This window comes from Streptomyces sp. NPDC005784 (assembly GCF_042871525.1).
Classification (GTDB): domain Bacteria; phylum Actinomycetota; class Actinomycetes; order Streptomycetales; family Streptomycetaceae; genus Streptomyces.
Genome location: NZ_JBIAIQ010000054.1, coordinates 1 through 21,468, shown reverse-complemented (window position 1 = coordinate 21,468; position 21,468 = coordinate 1). Strand labels below are relative to the sequence as shown.

At 68.9% G+C, this 21,468-nt stretch carries 19 protein-coding genes and 2 pseudogenes; 12 read left to right on the top strand and 9 right to left on the bottom strand.

The features are described from left to right. The first annotated feature begins 179 nt into the window (after positions 1-179). Entirely contained in the window at positions 180-1,280 is a 1,101-nt protein-coding gene (locus tag ACFYR3_RS41700) for a phosphotransferase enzyme family protein (protein WP_389287423.1), read from the top strand. A gap of 181 nt (positions 1,281-1,461) precedes the next feature. On the opposite strand, the gene ACFYR3_RS41695 is transcribed toward ACFYR3_RS41700, so the two are convergent. Further along, positions 1,462-1,989 (bottom strand): NUDIX domain-containing protein, encoded by a 528-nt coding sequence (locus ACFYR3_RS41695; protein WP_389287422.1) that lies wholly within the window; start codon positions 1,987-1,989, stop codon positions 1,462-1,464. A 488-nt stretch (positions 1,990-2,477) separates the two neighbouring features. On the opposite strand from ACFYR3_RS41695, the gene ACFYR3_RS41690 reads away from it, so the two are divergent. Further along, complete coding sequence (locus tag ACFYR3_RS41690) at positions 2,478-3,686, top strand: IS701 family transposase (protein WP_389287420.1); 1,209 nt, start codon at positions 2,478-2,480, stop codon at positions 3,684-3,686. Positions 3,687-3,753: 67 nt separating this feature from the next. Here the strand turns inward: ACFYR3_RS41690 and ACFYR3_RS41685 are convergent, their stop codons facing one another. After that, positions 3,754-4,314 carry an NUDIX hydrolase gene (locus tag ACFYR3_RS41685; RefSeq protein WP_389287418.1) on the bottom strand — a complete coding sequence of 187 codons (561 nt, stop codon included), beginning with the start codon at positions 4,312-4,314 and terminating at the stop codon, positions 3,754-3,756. Positions 4,315-4,683: 369 nt separating this feature from the next. Between ACFYR3_RS41685 and ACFYR3_RS41680 the strand changes: the two are divergent. Continuing rightward, positions 4,684-6,622, top strand: a pseudogene (locus ACFYR3_RS41680) (ATP-binding cassette domain-containing protein). A gap of 306 nt (positions 6,623-6,928) precedes the next feature. Next, positions 6,929-7,450: a hypothetical protein gene (locus ACFYR3_RS41675; protein WP_355858444.1), complete on the top strand. Its 522-nt coding sequence runs from the start codon at positions 6,929-6,931 to the stop codon at positions 7,448-7,450. Here ACFYR3_RS41675 and ACFYR3_RS41670 read toward each other — a convergent pair. Further along, a complete protein-coding gene (locus ACFYR3_RS41670; RefSeq protein ID WP_355858441.1) occupies positions 7,404-8,081 on the bottom strand; it encodes an IS5 family transposase in 678 nt (225 codons plus the stop codon). The genes ACFYR3_RS41675 and ACFYR3_RS41670 overlap by 47 nt on opposite strands. Before the next feature lie 424 nt (positions 8,082-8,505). Between ACFYR3_RS41670 and ACFYR3_RS41665 the strand changes: the two genes are divergently transcribed. The 4 genes from ACFYR3_RS41665 to ACFYR3_RS41650 are packed head-to-tail and all read left to right on the top strand — an operon-like array spanning position 8,506 to position 12,207. Then, positions 8,506-9,030: a PadR family transcriptional regulator gene (locus tag ACFYR3_RS41665; RefSeq protein ID WP_389287416.1), complete on the top strand. Its 525-nt coding sequence runs from the start codon at positions 8,506-8,508 to the stop codon at positions 9,028-9,030. Beyond that, entirely contained in the window at positions 9,027-9,719 is a 693-nt protein-coding gene (locus tag ACFYR3_RS41660) for an ABC transporter ATP-binding protein (protein ID WP_389287414.1), read from the top strand. Before ACFYR3_RS41665 ends, ACFYR3_RS41660 begins: the two co-directional genes overlap by 4 nt. Then, positions 9,716-12,061, top strand: coding sequence for an FtsX-like permease family protein (locus ACFYR3_RS41655; protein WP_099938967.1), 2,346 nt, complete (start codon positions 9,716-9,718; stop codon positions 12,059-12,061). Before ACFYR3_RS41660 ends, ACFYR3_RS41655 begins: the two co-directional genes overlap by 4 nt. A gap of 20 nt (positions 12,062-12,081) precedes the next feature. Continuing rightward, a complete protein-coding gene (locus tag ACFYR3_RS41650; protein ID WP_356786464.1) occupies positions 12,082-12,207 on the top strand; it encodes a hypothetical protein in 126 nt (41 codons plus the stop codon). Positions 12,208-12,266: 59 nt separating this feature from the next. Here ACFYR3_RS41650 and ACFYR3_RS41645 read toward each other — a convergent pair whose 3' ends face one another. Next, positions 12,267-13,460 carry a hypothetical protein gene (locus ACFYR3_RS41645; protein WP_355858431.1) on the bottom strand — a complete coding sequence of 398 codons (1,194 nt, stop codon included), beginning with the start codon at positions 13,458-13,460 and terminating at the stop codon, positions 12,267-12,269. A gap of 554 nt (positions 13,461-14,014) precedes the next feature. Then, the gene (locus tag ACFYR3_RS41640) at positions 14,015-14,263 is read right to left on the bottom strand and encodes a hypothetical protein (RefSeq protein WP_389287412.1); all 249 of its coding nucleotides are present in this window, start codon (positions 14,261-14,263) and stop codon (positions 14,015-14,017) included. An 850-nt stretch (positions 14,264-15,113) separates the two neighbouring features. Here ACFYR3_RS41640 and ACFYR3_RS41635 point away from each other — a divergent pair. Next, positions 15,114-15,496 (top strand): annotated as a pseudogene (locus tag ACFYR3_RS41635) (O-methyltransferase); the annotation flags it as partial. 11 nt (positions 15,497-15,507) lie between these two features. On the opposite strand, the gene ACFYR3_RS41630 reads toward ACFYR3_RS41635, so the two are convergent. Next, a complete protein-coding gene (locus ACFYR3_RS41630) occupies positions 15,508-16,326 on the bottom strand; it encodes a hypothetical protein (protein WP_355858428.1) in 819 nt (272 codons plus the stop codon). Positions 16,327-16,842: 516 nt separating this feature from the next. Here ACFYR3_RS41630 and ACFYR3_RS41625 point away from each other — a divergent pair. Continuing rightward, positions 16,843-17,697: an IS5 family transposase gene (locus ACFYR3_RS41625; RefSeq protein ID WP_389287410.1), complete on the top strand. Its 855-nt coding sequence runs from the start codon at positions 16,843-16,845 to the stop codon at positions 17,695-17,697. A 47-nt stretch (positions 17,698-17,744) separates the two neighbouring features. Here ACFYR3_RS41625 and ACFYR3_RS41620 read toward each other — a convergent pair whose 3' ends face one another. The 3 genes from ACFYR3_RS41620 to ACFYR3_RS41610 all read right to left on the bottom strand — a co-directional run bounded on the left by ACFYR3_RS41620 (position 17,745) and on the right by ACFYR3_RS41610 (position 19,737). Further along, positions 17,745-18,140, bottom strand: a complete 396-nt coding sequence (locus tag ACFYR3_RS41620) for a contact-dependent growth inhibition system immunity protein (protein WP_389287408.1) — start codon at positions 18,138-18,140, stop codon at positions 17,745-17,747. Between the two features lie 206 nt (positions 18,141-18,346). Further along, a complete protein-coding gene (locus ACFYR3_RS41615) occupies positions 18,347-18,757 on the bottom strand; it encodes a hypothetical protein (protein WP_389287406.1) in 411 nt (136 codons plus the stop codon). A gap of 281 nt (positions 18,758-19,038) precedes the next feature. Then, on the bottom strand, positions 19,039-19,737 hold the full coding sequence (locus ACFYR3_RS41610; protein ID WP_389287404.1) for a GntR family transcriptional regulator: 699 nt from the start codon (positions 19,735-19,737) through the stop codon (positions 19,039-19,041). A gap of 156 nt (positions 19,738-19,893) precedes the next feature. On the opposite strand from ACFYR3_RS41610, the gene ACFYR3_RS41605 reads away from it, so the two are divergent. Both ACFYR3_RS41605 and ACFYR3_RS41600 read left to right on the top strand, forming a co-directional pair. Further along, a complete protein-coding gene (locus tag ACFYR3_RS41605) occupies positions 19,894-20,427 on the top strand; it encodes a YbhB/YbcL family Raf kinase inhibitor-like protein (protein WP_389287402.1) in 534 nt (177 codons plus the stop codon). An 8-nt stretch (positions 20,428-20,435) separates the two neighbouring features. After that, positions 20,436-21,155 carry a metal-dependent transcriptional regulator gene (locus tag ACFYR3_RS41600; RefSeq protein ID WP_355858408.1) on the top strand — a complete coding sequence of 240 codons (720 nt, stop codon included), beginning with the start codon at positions 20,436-20,438 and terminating at the stop codon, positions 21,153-21,155. The last annotated feature ends 313 nt before the right edge of the window (positions 21,156-21,468 follow it).

The window sequence follows — 21,468 nt, the reverse complement described above, 5'->3', positions numbered from 1 at the left end:
CAGGGCCGGGAGGACGTCAAGGAGCGTTGTCCGTCGGCCATCTTGCGGCCCCGCTGCACCCGCCGCGGCTCGCCTGAAGACCTGGCGGCCACGGTACCTGCCCGCCTCCGGATCGCCCCAACCACCTGGCGCCCGCCCATCATCTGACCGCTATCGCTGTGCGCTTCGACGAGGAGACCATGTCCACCGCATCTCAGCAGCCCGCCCCCAAGCCTGTTGCCGCGCCTTCCACGCCCGGCCGCACCGCGGAGGAGGAGCAGATCACGGCGGTCGCCGCCACGCTGGTGATCGTGTACGGGCTGCACCCGGCAGGCATAGCGCGTATCCCGGAGGGCACCGCGACGGACAACTACGCCGTCGTGGACCAGGCGGGCCGACGGCACTTCGCCAAGGTCTACCGGACTCGGGAACACTTGGATCTGGAGCGGGCGTCGGTCGAACTGTCCGAGTACTGCGCCGACGGAGGTGTCGCGACCGCGCGGGCAACTCGCACGCGCGAGCACGAACTCATCGAAGCTCACGGCCGGCTGCCGATGTCCCTGTGGTCGTACGTGCCGCACACCGCGAGCGCCGAAGGCGGCCTGACGGGTGCACGGTGGGCAGCCGTCGGCACAGCGATGGGCCGCCTCCACAGCCGGCTTGCCGCTCACCCCGCCGCCGCCCCCACCCTGGAACCCGGTGCCGCGGTGTGCGACGTGGCCGCCTCACGTGACCGCTTCGAGCACCTGATCCATGCGTACGAGCACATGCCCAGGCTCGGGGAGTTCGAGACGTGGGCGCTGCAGGCAGCCCATGAGCGACAAGCCATCTTGGGGGACGTCGAGCGCGCCCTCGCTTTGCTTCCACAGCTGACCGTCCAGGTCCTGCACGGCGACACGGCCGGCCCCAACGTCCTGTTCAAAAACAACGAGATAGCCGCGATCGTAGACTTCCGACCGCCCGCACCCGGGTACCTCGCCTGGGAGATCGCGCGTCTTGGCTGCGACCCCAAGAGCGTGCTGGACAACAGTGCGGAGAGCTGGCTCACCGGATACACCGATCTCACCCTGGCCTACCGGGACGCCAACCCGAAGGCGTCCGTGGACGACCTCGTGTCCTCGCTTCGTGTCGGCTGTGCAGCCATGCTCTGCTCGGCCTTTCCTTTGTCGGTACCAGTGGAACGACCGCACATCCTCGACGCTGCTATGGAGGCCTACGGGCGGGTGCGGCACGAGGCAGCTCTGATGCTGCTGGACCGGCTCCCTGCCATGGAGGAGGCCCTGCGTGACGCTCTTCGCTGAGTTCATGACCCCCATGGCCGGCGTACCTCACACAAGCCGCAACCCCGGGCAGCGAACTCGCTTGTCCGGGCCCGCGGTAGCAGCAGGGCACTTAAGGGCCGGCCGATGGCGCAGAGTCGGCGCGTCGAGCTCGGCATGGAGCCGGGCGGCGGCCGCGGTAGGTCAGGAGGGCGTGCTGCGATCATCTGGTGAGCTGGTCCACCCGGAGCAGGTCGTCGGGGCTGATGTGGATCGCGGCGATGTTGGCGAGCCACTGCATCCACACCGGCTTGATGCCGGGCGCGGCCTCGAACTCGGCGTCGGTGATGTGTCCCCGGGCGTAGGCAACCGTCCGGTCTGCCAGCTCCTGCAGAGCATCGGGAGCGATCCAGCGGACGTTCTTCGTCTCGTGGGCGCTCGGGGTGAGGTCGCCGGTGACGGTGGCCCGGTAGACGGTCCATTCGTGACGGTGACCGGTGCTGCGCGCGCCGGGAAGGCGACGGCATGGGTTGTCCCGCCAGCCGCCGGTGACGTGGGTGAGGCCGGTGACGGTGAGGCCGAGCTCTTCCTCGACCTCGGCGCGGGCCGCGTCCTCGGCGGTCCCGTGGTCGTCGATATGGCCGGCGGCAGGTGCCGTGCCGGGTGGGAAGGTGGCGCGGTCGAACATCAGGCAGCGGCCTTGGTGATCGGTGATGACGATGCCGACCGAGGTGTTGTCGCAGGTCTTCATGGTCTCGTTCCCGGTGAGTGCTGGAGGTCAGGCGGCTACGAGCAGAAGATGGCGAACCTCGCCGAGGCGACCGCCGGGACAAGCCAGACGACGTCACGGTGACGAGTTGGCTCGTGATCGTCGCCGAGCTCCCGGAGGAGGCGTGACGCCATCGCGCCCGCCCCAGTGCCTTCTACGACGGGATGCTCCCTGCCCGTTACCGGTAGTTCGTTAAATCCGGTGGTGGTGTGGGTTGACGGCAGGTCGGGTTGGTCGTAGGCCGGTGGTAGGAGCCAACTGCCTTGGTGGGGGCTGAAGATGACTGCTCGCCGTCCGTGTCCGCCTGCGCCGGGGCCGTTGGAGGAGTACGCGGCCCGGTTCGACGACCTGTTCTTCAGCCTGGCCCAGCGGCGAGGGTTTCGCGAGTATCTGACCGGGCTGCTGGCGCCGCGGGAGCGGAACAAGACGATCACCTGGCCGGGGCGGAGCCGGTGGCGGGGATGCCGGGGGTGCAGCGGCTGCAGTTCTTCCTGTCCGAGTCGCCGTGGGAGGCCGAGCTGGTCAACGACCGGCGGCTTGAACTGCTGCGTGAGCAGTCGGCGACGGCTCCGCACGACGGCGGGGTGATCGTGATCGACGACTCTGGGGACCGCAAGGACGGCACGGCAACTGCGCACGTGGGCCGGCAGTGGCTGGGCCGGCTGGGCAAGACGGACAACGGCATCGTCACGGTGACCACGGTGTGGACCGACGGCCGCGTGTACTACCCGCTGCACGCGACTCCCTACACCCCCGCCCACCACTTCGCCCGCGGCCAGTCCGATCCGGCCTTCCGTACGAAACCGCAGCTGGCCGCTGCCCTCGCGGCCCGGGGGAAGGAGGCGGGCTTCGGCTGCCGGGCGGTGGTTGCCGACTGCGCCTACTCCGTCAGCGACACCTGGTACCTCGCACTGCGCGAGGCCAGCCTGGCCTACGTGGTCGCACTCAAGCCGCACCGCGGCACCTGGGCCCGGGCCGACCAGCCGCACACCCCCATCGAAGCGGCCCACGCCCTGACCTGGAAGGACGCCAAGCATCCTGGCGACTGGACACCTGTGGAGCGTCACTTCCGCGACGGGCACACCGAGACCTGGTGGGCCGCCGATGCCCGCCTGGGCGGCTACGGCCCCGACTCACCCTGCCGACTGGTCGTGGCCACCACCGACCCGGCCCGGCTGCCGGAGAAGGCCACCTGGTACCTGGCCACCAACCTTCCCCACCCCGACGCACCCCACGCCAGCACCGGCCCGCACCCGCCGGCCGACCTCGCCGAGATCGTCCGCCTCTACGGCCTGCGGCCCTGGATCGAGCAGAGCTACAAACAGGTCAAGGACGAACTCGGCTGGGCCGACTTCCAAGTCCGCTCCGACCGCGCCATCCGCCGCCACCAGACCCTGGTCAACTGCGCCTTCTCCTTCTGCTGGGACCAGTGGTTCGCCCCGCCGGGACCGCTGGATGCCACCGCGCCGGATCCCTGCCCCGACGAGGGGCCAGAGAGGGGGCCCAGCCCTACCCCACCGGCCCCAACAGCCCTGCTGGCCCAGGGCCTTACGAGCCATCCGTTCCTGGCTCACCCCCGCCATCACCCTGACCCGATGGTGGCAAGCCTGGACGGACACAGACCCACCCTCCGAGCTCCAGGCCCTGATCGACGCGGTCACCACCGGACACGGCATTGACCTCTACCGCCGGATTTAACGAACTACCGGTAGCTGGCCGCCGCGAGAGCTTCCGGTGGTGCAGGGGTTACCTGATTCCGGTCGATGTGGTGACCGCCCGCGCGATCCGGGATCCGACGAGGCGCTCCGCCACATCGAGTGGGTACCAGGCGGCGCCGGTCACCTCGGACTCCTGGATGCGTCCGACCTCGGCGTCACCCGTCGCGAAGGCATAACCGATGTCCAGGTGGTAGTGGTCCGGCTCGTCCTTCGCGGGCCTGGCCGGCACCTGGCCGAACTCGATATAGGCGGGGTGCGCCGAGACAGGGACAACCTGTTCGGGGTCGATGCCGGTCTCCTCGGACAGCTCCCGCATGGCTGCGCCGATCAGCGTCCTATCGGTCGGTTCAAGATGACCGCCTGGCTGCAAAGTGATCCCGTACGCGAGGTGTTCGATCAGGAGGACCTCGGCGTGGTCCCGAACCAGCAGCGCGCCGGCGGTGACGTGCATCGGGAAGGTACGCCGCGAGGCGAACCCTCGGCCTTCGGCCAAGAGCCGCAGCGGCTCGCCCAGTTGTCCGGCCTCTTGCGGGTAGCGCTCCAGATAGGCGGTGAGCACTCCCGCGATGTCGGAATCAGTGATCGCCACAGGTCATCGCCCTCCGCTCAGCCCGAAGAGGGGTTCCGCCGGAATGTGCCGCTCGAGGGCGGCCATCAAGCACGTGCACAGTCAGCTCCACGAGGGTCGTGCCGTTCCGGAAGCCCCGCACTCTACAAGCCCGACGGGCCCCATACGCACCAACGCGCCCGTTGGTGTGCGGCGCTTGCGAACCTCGGCGATTCGGCCAACCGCCCTTGGTGTCAGTGCCGTTGCGCGAACTGGGTCCGTGCAGCTTCCACGATTCCTCGAACGCTCTATCCCGGGACTTCAGGACCGACCGAAAAACGTGTGTTCGATATCAGGGCTGTGTCGTTGAGCCTCACGAACCAGCCGTGACCGACCGACAGGGGGATCGACTTGACCTCGGGCAGCACAGCCGCACAGCCGAGTACAGACGAAGCGGAGGGGACTCCACCGGATGGCGAGGGCACGGCGCAGGAGGAGGAGTTCCAGTACCGGGACGAGTCTCGGCTCCAAGCCGGCGCGCAGATGACGACGACCACGATGGCGCGGCGCCTGCCTGTGCTGGTGCGTCGGTCGTTGCGGATGGCGTGGCAGGTGGACCGGGGCGCGACGGCCGGACTGCTCGCGTGCCAGATCGGCACCGGCGTGCTGGCCGCACTGGGCCTGTTCGCCGTCACCGGCACCCTCACCGCGCTGATCTCCTCCGGCGACATCACCGAGCGTCTGCGGGAGGCGGCTCCGCAGCTGGCCGTCATCGCCGTGGCCGCCGGGCTGCGCGCCCTGCTGGGAGTCACGGTGACCTGGCTGACCGGGCGGCTGCGGCCGGTGCTCGCCCGTGCCGCGGAAGTCAGCATGGTCGAGGCTGCTCTCGGCGCCGAGGCCGCGGCGAACAACAAGCCGGGGTACAACGACCAGTACGACATCGCCGACCGCGGCGCCCAGGTCACTCCCGACCTCGTGGAGGAAGCCCAGGACGTGCTGGGCGCCACGGCGACCCTCGCCGCCGGCGCGACCGTCCTCACCGTGATCCATCCAGTTCTGTTGCCTCTGCTTCTCCTGGCGTGCCTGCCGCAGGCCGCCGCATACGTGCGCGCGGCCCGCGTGGTGTACCTCGCGAGCCTGGAGACGTCAGGGCGCCGGCGAATGCTGCACAAGCTGCGCTGGCACATGTCCTACATGGAGTCCAGCGAGGAGATGCGGGCCTGCCTCGCCGGTCCTTTCCTCCTCGGCCGCTACCGGCGCCTGGCCGCCTCCGTCAACGTCTCCGAGCGCGAGGCCGCGAACACCGGGGCCTGGATGGGCCTGGCCGGTGCGGCGGCCGGCGGAATCGCCTCGGCGGCGGTTTGGGCGACGCTGCTGTGGCTCCTGGTATCCGGCCGGATGGACCTGGCGGCCGGGGGCGGTGCGGTCTTCGCCCTGCAGACGGCGACCGGCTCCGTCCGCGGCATCATCAACGGCGGGGCCCGGCTGGTGCGCACCGGCTGGTACGTGCAGGACTGGCAGAACTTCATCGACAACGCGCACGGGCAGGCGATGGTGGCCTCGCGTGGGTCCGAGGTACTGCCAGCGCCGCCGGAACGGTTCGAGGTCCGCGACCACCTACCGGTACGACGGTGCGGAGAAGGACAGCCTGGCCGGGGTGTCGCTGACGGTACGGCGCGGGGAGATCGTGGCGCTGGTCGGGGAGAACGGGTCGGGGAAGACGACGCTGTCCCGGCTGATCTGCGGGCTGCTGCTGCCGACCTCCGGGGAAGTGGCCTGGGACCACAAGACCACCGCGCGGCTGGAGCCGTGGGAGGCGTGGAAGCACGTAGCGGTGGCACCGCAGCGGTTCACCTACCTGCCGCTGACGCTGCGCGACAATGTCACCCTGGGGCAGGGCGACACCAGTGACGCCGCGCTCATGGCGGCCTGCGAGGCGTCCGGAGCCGCGGCCATGCTGCCCGCCCTCCGTTCCGGCCTCGACACCCTCCTGACCAGCGAATGGTTCGGCGGCCACCAGCTGTCCGGCGGGCAATGGCAACGCGTCATCCTGACCAGGGCCTTTCACCGGAAGGCCGAGCTCCTGGTGATGGATGAGCCCACGGCCGCCCTCGACGCCCGAGCTGAGCACCATGTCTTCACCGGCCTGCGGGACCTGGCCAAGGACCGGGCCATCCTTCTGATCACGCACCGGCTCGCCAATGTCGCCGTGGCCGACCGGATTGTCGTTCTCGACCAGGGCCGCCTGGTCCAGGAGGGAACGTACGCCCAGCTCACCCGCGAACCCGGACTCTTCCGGACCCTGTGGGAGTTGGAGCAGCGCACCGGAGGTGCGCCCGATCCCACCTGAGACCTCGCCGCCGTCCTGAGCCAACCCCGGCCGTCCGGCAACGGCCGGGGTCCGTCGATCCGCCTACCTGGCTGGCCGACCCGGCGCCCCCACGACCAACGCGACCGACACCCCAGGAGGAACCGTGTTCCCCGACCTCAGAAGTTGTTGAGTCTTTCCGCGAGTCAGGCCACCGCTCGAAGCGGTACCTGATCATCCTCACAGTCTTTCCGTGCTTGAGGGCTGCGTTTCCGCTGGTCAGGGATAGAGGCGGTGTTTCTGTGGGAGTGGTGGGCTGTCGTGTCATCGCTTCTGTGGGGGTTGTGGATGCCGTCGGTCCTGGGGCTGCTGGAACAGCGCGAGCTCGCTGCTCGCCGCCGGGTGGATGCGTTGCGGGAGGAAGCCGACCGTATTCAGGCCGAGTTGAGCGTGGCCGAGCTGGAGTGGAAGGAATGGGCCGTCGCCCGCTCGCGCGTCGGTGAGGTTCTGGATCCGGTGGACGAGACCGGGCAGGACCATGCTCCGGCCGTGCCGACGTCGACAAAGGCAGAGGCCGCGAGGCCGAAGTCGCAGGTGCCCGTGTGGCGTGAGGGGCTGGCCTGGTCGGTGCTGTCGGTGGACTATCAGCGCATCGTGCAGGCGCTCGCGGACCGGCATCGGCTCCGTCAAGGGCCGCTGACCTGCCAGGAGTTGGCTGTCTTGTTCGGCCTGGACGCGGTGCCGGCCGAGGTGGAGGTGTTGCGGTCGAAGGCGAAACGCCTGGTGGCACGCGGCTGGCTCGCCGAGCGGCAGCCGGGCCGGTTCACCCTTGCAGACGTCGTCGCGTCGCGGCCAAGCGGCGGGTCATGAGCAGGATCATCGACCAGTAGACCATCGCTTCGGCGCTGGTGGTGCGGCGCTCGTAGTCGCGCGCAAGGCGGCGGGTGCGCATCAGGTGGGCGAAGAACCGCTCCACGATCCACCGCTTGGGCAGCACCACGAAGCCACGCATGTCGTCGCTGCGCTTGGCGATCGACAGGACCAGCGCGAGCCCGGTCAGGCAGTATTCGACGAGGCTGCCGGTGTAGCCGCCGTCGGCCCAGACCAGGGCGAGCCGGTGGTGCGCGTCGGCGACTTGTCGCAGCAGGACCTGGGCGGCGGCGCGGTCGCCGGTGTCCGCGGCGGTGACCATCACTCCCAGCGGCAGGCCGAGCGTGTCGACCACGACGTGCCGCTTGCGGCCGTTGACCAGCTTCCCGCCGTCGAACCCGCGGCTGTCGGAGCCGACGACGGCGTCCGCTTTGACGGACTGCGAGTCGATCACACCCGCACTCGGCTCCGCGTCGCGGCCCAGCTTCTCGCGGACCGTGGCGCCCAGCCGGTCGTGGAACTCCCTGACCAGGGCGTGGTCGCGCCAGCGGCGGAAGAATGCATTGTACGAGTCCGGCGGACAGCCTGCCGACGGCTCCTCCGCCCTGGGCCCGGGGAAGACATGGACCAACGTGAGCAGCGTGCTGTTCGCGCTGCTCCGCGACAGTACCGTCTACGAACCCACATCCCACGCCTCCCCCGCACGAGCGCACCTGGTTGGCGTGGCCGGGCCCCAACCCCACCTTCGACAGCCCTGACGACCTCGCCGAGTCGCGGACGGCCTGGTCGGCGGGCTTGACATGGTCTCCGAGGAGATGGCCGTGACGGTGCAAGGGCTCGGACCGCCGCTCTCTGCCCGACCGGCCGGGCGCCTCGCCGGTCGACCTACAGCTGTTCGAAGCGGGTCATGAGCAGTCGAGGCAGCTGACTGCCCGTTTCCGGACCGTGACGATCGGAATTCCCGGCTCCCTCACCTGCGCTGTCGTACACCCTCGCCATGAGCTACACACTCTGTGTATACACGCCGCGTATACACGGCGTGTATAGTGCGGGTCATGTCCATCGGTCACACCCTTTTGGGGCTCCTGGAGTCCGGCCCGCGACACGGTTACGACCTGAAGCGGGCCTTCGACGAGACGTTCGGTCACGACCGACCGCTGCACTACGGCCAGGTCTACTCGACGATGTCCCGGCTGCTGAAGAACGGCCTCGTCGAGGTCGACGGGATCGAGGCCGGCGGCGGCCCGGAGCGCAAGCGCTACGCGATCACCGACGCTGGCATCACCGACGTAGAGCGGTGGCTCGCGACCCCGCAGAAGCCGGAGGAATACCTCCAGTCGGCCCTCTACACCAAAGTCGTCCTCGCGCTGCTCACCCATCGGGACGCCGCCGACATCCTGGACACCCAACGCTCCGAACACCTGCGCAGCATGCGCATCCTGACCGACCGCAAGCGCGAGGGCGATCTGGCGGACCAGCTGATCTGCGACCACGCCCTCTTCCACCTGGAAGCGGACCTGCGCTGGCTGGAGCTGACCGCCGCCCGACTCGACAAACTCCGTGAGGCTGTAGCTCGATGACGACTCCTCCCCCTGGTTCCCTGCTCACCGCGCAGGACCTGCGCAAGACCTATGGGCACACCCATGCCCTCGACGGCGCCGAGTTCTCCATCCACCCCGGCGAGGTCGTCGCCATCATGGGCCCCTCCGGCTCCGGCAAGTCGACGCTGCTGCACTGCCTCGCGGCCATCCTGCCGCCCGACTCCGGGTCGATCACATACAACGGGCGCGAGGTGACGACGATGAGCGACGCCCAGCGCAGCGCGTTACGCCGCTCCGAGTTCGGCTTCGTGTTCCAGTTCGGGCAGCTCGTGCCGGAACTGACCTGCGTGGAAAACGTCGCCCTGCCGCTCAGGCTGAACGGCACCTCCCGCAAGGAAGCCGAGCGGGCGGCGCTCGGCTGGATGGAACGCCTGGAGGTCGACGACCTGAAGGGCAAGCGGCCCGGCGAGGTCTCCGGCGGCCAGGGCCAGCGCGTCGCCGTGGCCCGCGCGCTGGTCACCGGCCCCCGGGTGCTGTTCGCCGACGAACCGACCGGCGCGCTCGACTCCTACAACGGTGAGCGCGTGATGGAACTGCTCACCGGCGCGGCCCGCTCCACCAACGCCGCCGTCGTCCTCGTCACCCACGAGACACGGGTGGCCGCCTACTCCGACCGCGAGATCGTCGTACGCGACGGCAAGTCCCGGGACATGGAGCGCGCCATATGAGTCCGCGCCAGTGGTCCAGAGACCTGGCCATGGGAGCCCGGTTCGCCGTCACCGGCGGCCGCGAGGGCTGGGTCCGAATGACGCTGACAGCGGTCGGCGTCGGCCTCGGCGTGGCTCTGCTCCTGTTGTGCACCGCGATGCCCAACGTGTTCACCTCCCGCAGCAAGGTGGAGGACGCCCGCTACGCCAACACGTACTCCCAGACGGTCCCGCCCAAGGCCGACAACACTTTCCTGATCGCCGATGCCGACACCACCTGGCACGACGACGACGTCCGGGGCCGGTTCGTCGAACCCGAGGGCAGGCGGGCGCCGCTGCCCCCCGGGGTCGACCGCTTCCCGGGTAAGGGCGAGATGGTGGTCTCCCCCGCGCTCAAGGACCTGCTGGACTCGGACGACGCGAAACTGCTGCGGGAGCGCCTGCCGTACAAGATCACCGGCACGATCGGCGAGAGCGGGCTGATCGGCTCGCACGAACTGGCTTACTACGCGGGCGCCTCGGGGTTGAAGCTCACGGACTCCTCCCTGGTGACACGGCTGGCCAAGTTCGGCAAACCGGACGCGACGCCCGAGAAGAGCGACCCGGTGCTGCTGCTCATGGTCTTGGTCGTGTTCGTGGTGCTGCTGACGCCGGTCGCCGTGTTCATCGCCGCCGCCGTCCGCTTCGGCGGCGAACGCCGCGACCGCCGCCTCGCCGCGCTGCGCCTGGTCGGCTCCGACCGGGGGATGACCCGGCGGATCGCGGCGGGCGAGGCGCTGGCAGGAGCTCTGCTCGGTCTGGCCGTGGGCACCGGCTTCTTCTTGCTCGGCCGCCAGAAGCTGGGCACCGGCGAGTTGCTGGGCGTGAGCGTCTGGCCCAGCTACCTCGACCCCACTCCCGCGCTTGCCGCGCTGGTCGCGGTGGCGGTGCCGGTCGCCGCGGTGCTGGTCACGCTGCTCGCGATGCGCGGCGTGGTCGTCGAACCCCTCGGTGTCGTGCGTGCTGCCAAGCAGAGTCGCCGTCGGCTGTGGTGGCGGCTGCTGCCGACTCTGGCCGGCCTCGCGATGCTCTACCCGATGATCGGCCAAGGTCACAAGAACGGAAACTTCAACCAGTACCTCGTCATCGGCGGCGTCCTGATGTTGCTGATCGGCATCACCGCCCTGCTGCCCTGGGCCGTGGAGGCGGTCGTCGTCCGGCTCGGCAAGGGCCCGCTGTCCTGGCAGTTGGCCGTGCGACGACTGCAGTTGAGTAGCGGCACTGCCGCCCGCATGGTCAACGGCATCGCCGTGGCGGTGGCCGGGGCCATCGCGCTGCAGATGCTCTTCACGGGAACGCAGAGCCAGTACACCAAGAGCACCGGCAAGGACCCCAGCCGGGTCCAGATGCAGGTCGACTTCAGCGGCCCCAAGCCGCTGCCCGGCATCGAGCGCGAATTCACCGGCACCAAGGGGGTCCGGGCCGCGGTGGCCCTGGCCCGCTCCCAGTACGGGGACGCACGTCGCAACCCGGAGAACAGCAACGGCCTGACCGTGGGTAACTGCGCCGCCCTGCGTGAACTCGCCACATTGCCCTCCTGCAAGGACGGTGACGTGTTCATCACGCGAACGCGGAGCGGTTACTCGGACCCCAGCAACGCATCCGAAATCGCCCTGGTGAAGCCCGGTCGGCAGCTCTACATCGACCCGTCATACGACGGCGCCGAACGCCGCCTCGAGGTGCCCTGGACCGTTCCGGCAAACATTCGGGAGGTGAACGCGCGCAAGGACTCACTGCAGGACTACACCAGTCTGCTGGTCACCCCCGCCGCCCTGCCCCAAAAGGCCGCGCCCGCGGTGTTCTCGGACGGTGTCTACCTGCGTCTGGACCCGTCGGTGCCGGACTCACGGGAGTACATACGCAACGTCGTCGCCCGCATCGACCCCCTGGCACAAACCTACAGTTGGTCGGCGACCCAGGAGGACGTCAAGTACACCTCCATCCGCACCGGCCTGTTCGTCGGCTCCGCCTTCGTGCTGGCACTGATCGGCGCGAGTCTGCTGGTCTCCCAGCTGGAGCAGCTGCGCGAGCGCAGGAAGCTGCTCTCCGCGCTGGTCGCCTTCGGCACCCGGCGCCGCACGCTGACCCTGTCGGTACTGTGGCAGACGGCCCTCCCGGTCGGACTCGGCCTCGTACTGGCCACATCGGTGGGCATCACCCTTGGCTCGGCGCTGCTGAAGATGACCCGTACACCGGTGGCCATGGACTGGGCGAGCGTCCTGACCATGACCGGCGTGGGCGCGGCCGTGGTCGGCGTGGTCACGCTGCTCAGCCTGCCGCCGCTGCTGCGGATGATGCGCCCGGAAGGCCTGCGCACGGAATAACCCCTCACACACCCCCCGAAGTGGGCTCCTCCTGCCAGGAGGAGTTCCGCTTCGGCCACAGTGAACTCAAGCACCTCGACGCTGCGGAGGCCCTTCTGCAGCAGTTCCTCCCGGACATGTTCCGCCGCTTCAAGCCTGGAACCTGACGCAACCGGCTTGCAGCGGCGGCCCGAGGTAGTCCTCGGGCCGCCGCTGGTCTTGCTGTTCAGCTCCCGGTGATGCGGGTCCAGGTGAACGGGCCGAACGAGGTGGACGTCGTCGGGTTGTGGGCTCCTGGGGTGACGGTCAGCTTCAGCCATTCCAGGGGTGTGGTGCTTCCGTGCACGACGATGCGGTGGAAGTTCCGGACGGCGTAGCCGGGGTGGCTGTTCCAGGCGTCGTACGCGCAGACGTCCTCGTCGCCCGTGCAAGGCGCGCCCTGGGTGAGCGGGTTGTCCGAGCGGTAGACGTGCGAGTCGCCGACGAGCAGGAGCACCGGCTTGCCGAAGGCAGCGGTGTGCCTGGCGAGGCTGGAGACGACCGGCTCGTAGTTCGCCACGTGGTCGGCCGTCTTGCCGTCCAGGTCCCACATGTCGGCCTGGGTGGTGACGACGACGTTGGACATGCCGCCGGCCTTGGCGAGCGCGAAGGCGGTGTCCAGCCAGCGCAGGTCGGCCGCGGTGCGCTGGCTGGCCTCGTCGAGCTGCTCCTGGGAGGCCGTCGGCGCGCCGTACCAGGGGTCGGCGTCGTTGTTGGAGCCCCCGGGCACGTTGACCGTCACGAACAGGGTGCCGTTCTTGACCCAGAGCACGTTCTCCACGTACTTAGCGTCCTCGGGGTGCGCCCAGTTCGGCAGCTGCGCCTGCGACAGGACGCGCAGTGTCCCGCTGCCGAGGGTGTGGCCCGGCTCGTGGAAGAACGTCTTGCGGACCAGATCCAGGTTCGCGGCCGGGTTGCCGGAGGCGTAGTCCACCGACTGGCCGGTGGCCGGATCGAGTACGTAGTCGATCTGCCCCGTGAGCGGGTTGTACGTGCCGCCGCCCTCCTTGGCCTTGTGGCAGTCGGCCCACTCGTTGTCGCCGGGGGTGTAGACCATCGGATCCGCGAAGGTCTTCCACAGCGCGGCGATGGACTGGTCGTAAGCGGCGGTGCAGTACTGCTTGCCGGAGTGGATGTCGCCGACATGGATCACGGTGCTGACGTCCGGATCGGCGTTGACGTTGGCGATGAACGCCGGCGTCCCGTCGAACTCGGAGGTGTCGATCGGGGAGGTGCCGTACGGGGCGTCGCCGTACACGGCGAGCGTGAACGGCGCACGGGCCCCGGACCCGGAGTCGGTCGCGTTCGCCGTCACGGCGGTGGCCCATATCGCGCTGAACGCCAGGGCCAGGCCCACGGCTGCAAACGACCTTCTCTTCATTTGTCTCCTCGGTGAGTTCGACCGTGCCGAAAGCAGCGTGCTGGCAGCGCCCGTCTCACCGGAAACGGACAGGCGAACGGAAGTTGAATACGGCGTCTATCGATCAGTCATCCTGGCGCGGCATGTCCAGCCGCTCTCCCATGGCCTTCTCGATACGGGCTCGATGGGCCGCCTCCCACACGTCGAAGGGACTCCCCGATCGAGGTCACAAGTCCCGCCCCAGGCCCAGAGATCAGTCAGTATCAGCACCAACGACCTTCGGCCGAATGGGTGACGGCTGATACCGCACAGGGCGCCGAGATCAAGTACTGGCGGCTTTTGGGCTTACCTCGGCGCTACCTCAGACGGGGCTCGATTCCCACCGCCGGGGCCTCCGCCCTGACCGGAACGATCAGTAACGAGACCGGCCCGCCGGGGAGCTGACGCCCCGCTGCCCGGCACGGGCCGGGCGGCGACCGTCGGCAGACCTGCCCGGGCCGGGGCCCTCTCACCCGTGAGGCGTGAGACGGCCCCCGTCACCCTACGCGCCGGACCAGGATGAGCGGCCGGCAGTGTTAGTGCCGATCACCGGCGACGTGCTGCGTCGCATCACTGTGGGCCAGATCCTCGCCCGAGCCCAAGCCGAACTGGCTGACCAGTCCTGGAGAGACGAGGGCGTCATCGTCCTCGGGCGATCCCGGGCGGCGGAACCAGACCTGGCGCCCCGAACCGTGCAAGCGCTGGAGAACGCACACCTCCTCGCCACACCGGCGCAGCGACGGCGACCGCGGCTCGACGAAGGCCTCCTGCACAGAGTGGCCCACGCATATCTCCGCGAAGCCATCAACGGACCTGGGCTTACCCGGCGCCTGGCCAGCCTGTTCGACCGGCCGGAGCCCACCATCAAGGACTGGATCAAAGCAGCCCGGGAACGCGGCTACCTGTCCCCCGCAGTCCCTGGCCGCCGAGCTGCCGGCCCAGGTCCGCTCCTTCGCCACCCCGAGGAACACTCGCCGTCATCTCCCTGAGCGCTCTACATCTCAGTCGCTCACGTCGCTGTCCTGCGCCGCGGCGCGAGATGACCGTTGGCCCGCCCCATGCCACCACAGAGGTGGAATCGCATGCTGGCCTTACTCGTAAGTACGGACGCGGCGTGCGGCGCCTGCCGAACGGGCTCACTGTGGAGTGCAGTCGGCCCGACACGATCCCTGTGGCCGGCTCCGGCCCGAACGACGTGTCCGCTGCCCCCGGCCACATACATCGGGCAGGGCGCACCGGTCGATGCGCGAAGGGTGAGGACCCGGGACCGTGGCGGCACTGGTCCTCACCCACTACACCGAAGCTCACCTTGACCAGCGCCCTGACGGCCTGGTCAGGTCAGGGCCCGCGCGCTACGAAGATCCTGATTTCGCGGTGATCCTGCACGGGCCCCGCCGACGGGAGGGCAGGGTCATCAGGAACCCGCCGGTTGGAGGCGCTGCTGGGAGCGTGTCTGCCGTATGGAAGGCATGCGATAGCCCCTGTCAGTTCGCCGTCTGCTCGTCAGTCGTGGTCGGGTGGTACGAGGCTCAGGTGAGGCGGCGGACCGGGGGACGCTTCGGCCTGTGGAGAGCGTGTCTAGTGCTGTGACCGCGTAGGTTCGCCGGGTTGGTAGTCGTGGCGGTTGGATGTGCGGTGACGTCCGGCAACATCGCGCGGGCGAGCCTCAACGCGCTCGTCCAGGTGTGGGTGGGCCCGGCCCTGGAGTCGCTGCCCAAGCTCGCCGACGAGAACCCGGCCCCCTTCGACCTGGTCTTCATCGACGCCGACAAGAGCAACGACCCGCAGTACCTGGAGTGGGCGCTCCGCCTCCCCCAGCGCGGGCAGCCTGATCGTGGTCGACAACGTCGTACGGCAGGGCCAGGTCGCCGACGCCCGCAGCACCTCGCCGGACGTGGTGGGCAGCCGGGCCGTGATCGAACTGATCGGCAGCCACCCGAGGTTGACCGGCACGGCGCTGCAGACGGTGGGCAGCAAGGGCCACGTTCGGCTTCGCTCTGGCGCGCGTGCTGGCGTAGCCCCCGGCCGCTCAGCTCTTCGGGGTGAGGTCGAAGGCGGGGTAGGACGGCGTGGACAGCCCGAAGCCGGACGACGGGTAGCCGGACGGTGCGGGGGATGCCGTGGGGATGCCGTTGTCGTCGCAGAGCTGGGGCGCGGACGGCGCGAACACGTGGTAGTCAACCACGCGCTTGGTCGGGAAGGTGACGTCGTCGCCGACGATCGTGTTGCCCGTGCTGATCTTGGTCGGCAGTTCGCGTTTCTTGAGCGGTGCGCCAACGTAGATCGCCTCCAGGAAGCCGTCACAGGGGCTGGCCTTGGCCGAGGCGAAGCCCTTCGGCGGCTTCACGTCGTGGACCTTGCGGCCGTCGATGTGCAGTTCGGTGCGCTTGAGGAACTGCAGGGCGTAGTCGTAGTTCACCTCCCTCGAAAGCGGGTCGGCGGCCGAAGTGGAGCTGGACGGCCGGTAGTTGACGCGCCAGTACTGGACCTGGACGGTCACCCGGTCGCACAAGGGCCCGTCGAAGCCGGGCATGGACTTGGGGAACCGGACCTCTCCCGGGCCCAGGGCCGGCGTGCCGACCTGCCCCCAGTCGACCCAGTCCACCGCCTTCGCCCTACTCCACTTCGCGTTCGGATGGCAGCCGGCCGCGTTCGTGGGGTAGATGTCCGACGGTTTGACCGCAGGGGTGGGCGAGGCCGTCGAAGGGGTGGTGGCCGGGGCCGCCGCGGTCGTCGTCGCGGAGGGGCTGGAAGCGGCGTCGTCACCGCCCCCGCCGGAACAGCCGGCGGCCGCCAGCACCGCCGCAACGATCACGGCCGCACGAACCCGTCTGTGCGCAGTGGTCATCCCGCTTTCCCCCCGTCCACCCGATGGGCAACCATGCTCCCAGGTGAAGTTGCCCGTCGGCCATGACGGAAAACTCACGTTTCGCGGGGTTCGAAGCGGGCGGCGGGTCCTCAGAGAGCGTCATCTCTCGATGTTTCCCATTTCGTCAATGAAGGCGAGAATGCCCACCTGGAGGTCCTTGTCCACGCCGACCCGGAGCTCATGATCCGGATTTGCCATACTCGAGAAGCGGCCGATCCAAGGAGTACAGGATGGCCGTATTCCCGAGCTCCGAACTGGCGAGAAGCGTGTCGATGAGGCCGTCAATATCGTCGACGCCCAGCACGGGGTGCTTGTCCGCATGCTCTCGTCGATAAAAGACCTCAGCCTTCCCCTGCACTATTTTTCCTTCCAATTTCTCGCTCTCCGGGCCCAACCCTCCCAGGCGAGTTTGAGAGTGATGGACTGTCAGCGCCTGCCTGAGACCGTGTTTGAGATCTGCCGTGTCCCAGGGCAGGAGGGGGCGTTGAGCCTTGCGTGAATGGCTCTGGGGGCGGGTATCCGTCGGATCTGACGGATGAGCAGTGGGCTCTGGTCGAGCCGCTACTGCCGGCGGCGAGGGTCGGGCCGAAGGGTGGGCGGCGGGAGAAGCACCCGCGTCGGCGGATCGTGGATGCGATCTTCTATGTGGTGCGGACCGGGTGCGCCTGGCGCCAGCTGCCGAAAGACTTCCCGCCCTGGCCCACTGTGTATTGGTACTTCACTTGGTGGCACGACGACGGCACCGTCGAGCAGGTCCACGACACATTGCGAAGCTGGGTACGCAAGGCTGACGGCCGTAGCGCGGAGCCGAGCGCCGGGCTGATCGACTCGCAGTCCGTGCGCACGGCCGATACGGTCCCCGTCGGCACTCGGGGCTTCGACGCGGGCAAGAAGGTGAAGGGCCGCAAGCGGTTCATCGTCACGGACACCCTGGGCCTGCTGCTGGCGGTTCACGTGGGCGCGGCGAACATCCAGGACCGCGACGGTGCGAAGCGTTCCTTGCTGTGGAGTCGCCTGGACCATCCGGGCGTGCAGAAGATCTGGGCGGACCAAGGCTTCGCCGGCCGCCTCGTGGAATGGTCACGCACGATCCTCGGTCGTGAGCTGGAAATCGTACGCAAAGCACCGGACCAGCGCGGATTCCAGGTCCAGCCCAAGAGATGGGCGATCGAGCGCACCTTCTCGTGGCTCACCGCCCACCGCCGCCTCGCCCGTGACTACGAGACCAGCCCAGCCCGTTCAGAGACCATAATCCGCTGGGCAACGATCGGCATCATGGTCCGCCGGCTCACCCGTGGTCGACCGGCGACGCGTCCGGGCCCGCGCTCGCTCCTGCGAGACGCTCCGTAGATGCGTCGCCCCTTTCCCTTCCAGGGGAAGCATCTTGCGCCGGCGTTCTATGGAACCAGGAAGCATTCAACGCTCTGTTGCAGGTCAGGGGGCAGTCCGGTCAACTTCGAGACGATCACGCGAAGCTCTCGGCCGAGTTCGGGAAACTCGGCCCAGACCGATGGATTGCTGGCGAGGACCGCAGACAGCAGATCACCTTCGTACATATGGCCCTCTGCCATCGGGTTCTCCCGCAGTACCTCCAGCGCCAGTGGCAGGAGGTGGGACAAGCCTATGTCCTGCCTGATCAGCAAGCGCATGTCCTCGACCGTCAGCTCGCCGATCGGTCGACGTCGCAACGCGAGTGCAGTAGCGACAAGGCGGGTGTCGTCGGCTGACGGGGCCGACCATCGGTCGCGTTCGAGCTCTTCAAGGGAGCGGTGACGGTTCAGGGATCGAGTCACCGAAGGATCGTCCCATGCAGATCTCAAACACGGTCTGAGGAACGGTACGTCCGTCCGCCTCGGAGGGTGGCTCGACAACACCCGGCGGCGGCCCGACACGCTCGCCCGGAGCGCCGAGCGGAACTCCATCAGTTGGGCATGCGCTGGTAGGTCCGCTACCGAAGGGAAGCTCTCGGTGAATCACTTCGGTTCGTGGGGCTGCTCTGTCAGCTGGATGCCACATTGCCGGTCGGTCGGTCTCCGAGCGCGAACTGCTCTTTCGGGGCGCACCATCGGCAGTCGGGGTTGGTGCGGGAGTTGATGAGGTCTCGTGTTCGGGTGCGGGGGCAGTGCAGCGCGTTGGCGTGGTCGAGGTCGTCGTCGTGGAGGCAGCTGACGGCGTGCATGAAGTGGCTGACGCCTTCGGCGGCGGTGAGGGCGTTGAGGGGGAGGGCGCTGGCGGCTGGTGTGCCGGGGACGTATTGTGCGGCGGCTCGGTCGGTGGGGGTGTGCATGTCGATGGCGAGGTCGGTGGGGTTGATCAGTCCGTCGCACCACAGGCAGCCGGTTCCGGGGAGAAGGAATCTGGTGACGGCGTGGATTTGTCCGACGGTGCCGTCTCGTACGGGGATCTTCACGCCGACCTGGGTGGCAGGGATGAGGTCCTCCCTGTCATCCAGCCACGAGAAGGACAGCTGAGCTTGAGGCGCTGAACGCCAGCGGCATCTACCTGCTCTCGAACATCGCCGCAGGCCAACCCCGCGCCACAAAGGCGTGGGCCCCTTGCCCTTGGCGAACGCCTCGAACTCGTCGCGCAGTGGCTTGGGCAGGCGGAATCTCACTAGCGTCGGCGCCGTCCACAGCTGCGGTGTCGGTGATCAGGCCAGATCTCCGGCCGGGTCGGCGAGGCGCATCAGGCTTACTCCGCGGGTTCGCGGAGGGTGCAGCCGGTCAGTCCGGCTGCGGTCTGGGTGAGGTGCTGGGTCAGTACCTCGGCCGCGGTGTCGGCGTCGCGGGCCAGCGCCGCCTCCTCCAGCTGGCGGTGCTCGCCGGCGTGGTCCCGGTCGGGGACGCGGTGCGCCGACCAGCGGCGAGCCAGTTCGCTCGCGGTCCACGTCCGGTCGAAGGTCTCCAGCAGGACGGGGTTGCCGCAGCCCTCCAGCAGGGTGCGGTGGAAGACCCGGTGGGCTTCGGACCATGCGCCGCTGTAGTACTCGCCCTCCTCCGGCGCGTACGCCGGGGTGCGGGCCAGGCGGTGGTGGGCGGCTCGTACACGGGACTCCCAGTCGAGGTCGCCGCGCTCGATGGACATGCGCAGCATGACCGGTTCGATGGTCCGGCGGGCCTCCGCGACCTCCTGCCAGCGGCGGTCGGAGCAGGCCGGGACGGCGAAGCCGCGGTTGGGCAGCCGGTCGGCGAGGCCCTCGCCGACCAGTCGCACGAGCGCCTCGCGCACGACGGCCAGACTCACGCCCTGTTCCTTGGCCAGGTCCTGCGGCTTGAGGGCGTCACGGGGGGCGTGGTTCCCGCGCATGATCGCGTCCCGCAGGTGTGCGTAGACCTGCTCGGAGAGCATCTGCTTCCCCGGTGAGGTCGAGGTGTGGACCGTCTGAGTCATGCCCCCAGCATAGACGATCCAGCGAATAATCGATTATTAGTGTTATGGTCGATCCAGCGGTTGATGAAAGGCGGTGGCGGTGCCTCCACACGACGCTGTGAGCCCCGCCGGCCGCATCACCGCCAACCCACGGCACGGCCTGAAAGGAACGACGCGATGAGCGCCAACGACCCCTTCGCCCGCCTCCCCGAGGTGGCCTCCTTCACCGTTACCAGCACCACCGTCACCGACGGCGCCGCATGGTCGCCCGAGCAGTACTCCTCCGGCGTCCCCGGCGGGAAGGACATCTCCCCGCAGCTGTCCTGGAGCGGCGCCCCGGCAGGCACCAAGAGCTACGCCGTCACCGTCTACGACCCCGACGCCCCCACCGGGTCCGGGTTCTGGCACTGGGCGGTCGCCGACGTCCCCGCCACTGTCACCGAGCTGCCCGAGGGCGCCGGCGACGACGCCGGCTCGGGCCTGCCCGAGGGCGCCTTCCAACTGCCCAACGACGCCCGTGCGGCCCGCTTCATCGGCGCCGCCCCGCCGGCCGGGCACGGCCCACACCGCTACTTCGTCGTCGTGCACGCCCTCGACGTCGCCTCCATCGGCGTCCCGGCCGACGCCACCCCGGCCGTCCTCGGCTTCACCATGGCCGGCCACATCCTCGGCCGCGCGGTACTGACGGCCACCGCCGAAACCCCCGCCTGACCAACAGCATGTCCCCACTCATCGACACCACTCAGATGTATCTCCGCACGATCCTGGAGCTCGAGGAAGAAGGCGTGGTCCCCCTGCGCGCCCGCATCGCCGAGCGCCTGGACCAGAGCGGCCCCACCGTCAGCCAGACCGTCGCCCGCATGGAGCGCAAGGGTCTGCTGCACGTCGCCGGCGACCGGCACCTGGAGCTGACCGGGGAGGGCCGACGGATCGCCACGCGCGTGATGCGCAAGCACAGGCTCGCGGAGTGCCTGCTCGTCGACGTGATCGGGCTGGAGTGGGAGCGGGCCCACGCCGAAGCCTGTCGCTGGGAGCACGTGATGAGCGAGGCCGTCGAAAGCCGCATCCTTGAGCTGCTGCGGCACCCGACCAAGTCGCCCTACGGCAAACCGATCCCGGGCCTGGAGGAACTCGGCGGGAAGAGCACCGTGGATCCGTTCCCCGGAGAGAGCATGGTCAGCCTCAGCGACCTTGAGCCCGGGCCGAACGGCGCGAGCGCGGTCGTACGGTGCATCAGGGAGCTGATCCAGACCAACCCTCAGCTGATGTACGCCCTGCGGCACGCCGGGGTGCAGCCCGGCGTGGTCGTGAGCGTGACGTCCTTGCCCGGCGGCGTGATGGTCAGCAGCGACGGGGAGGCCGCGGAACTCCCCACGCAGGCCGCCGCGCATGTCTTCGTGGCCAAGCGGAGCCCAGCCGGACGCCGACCCAGACCGTAAGGCCCTTGCAGGCAGGCGGACGCCCTCGACCACGATCGTGGTCGAGGGCGTCCGCCTGATTCAGCGGAACGCGTGCACGAGCTCGCTCAGCACGTGACGGCTGGCCAGTTCTCCCAGGACTGCCGGGACCTCGTCGAGAGCGAGAGCGTTCTGGACAGCAAATGCACTCACAAGCCGGACCCATGATCACTCGACGAACCGGGTTGAAAACACCTACTGAGTAGGGTCGGGGACTGGCGCGGTGGCTGATGCTCCGTTTCCAGTCCCCGCCGCTTCAAACCGTGCATGCAGTTCTCCCGCACACGGCTTTCCG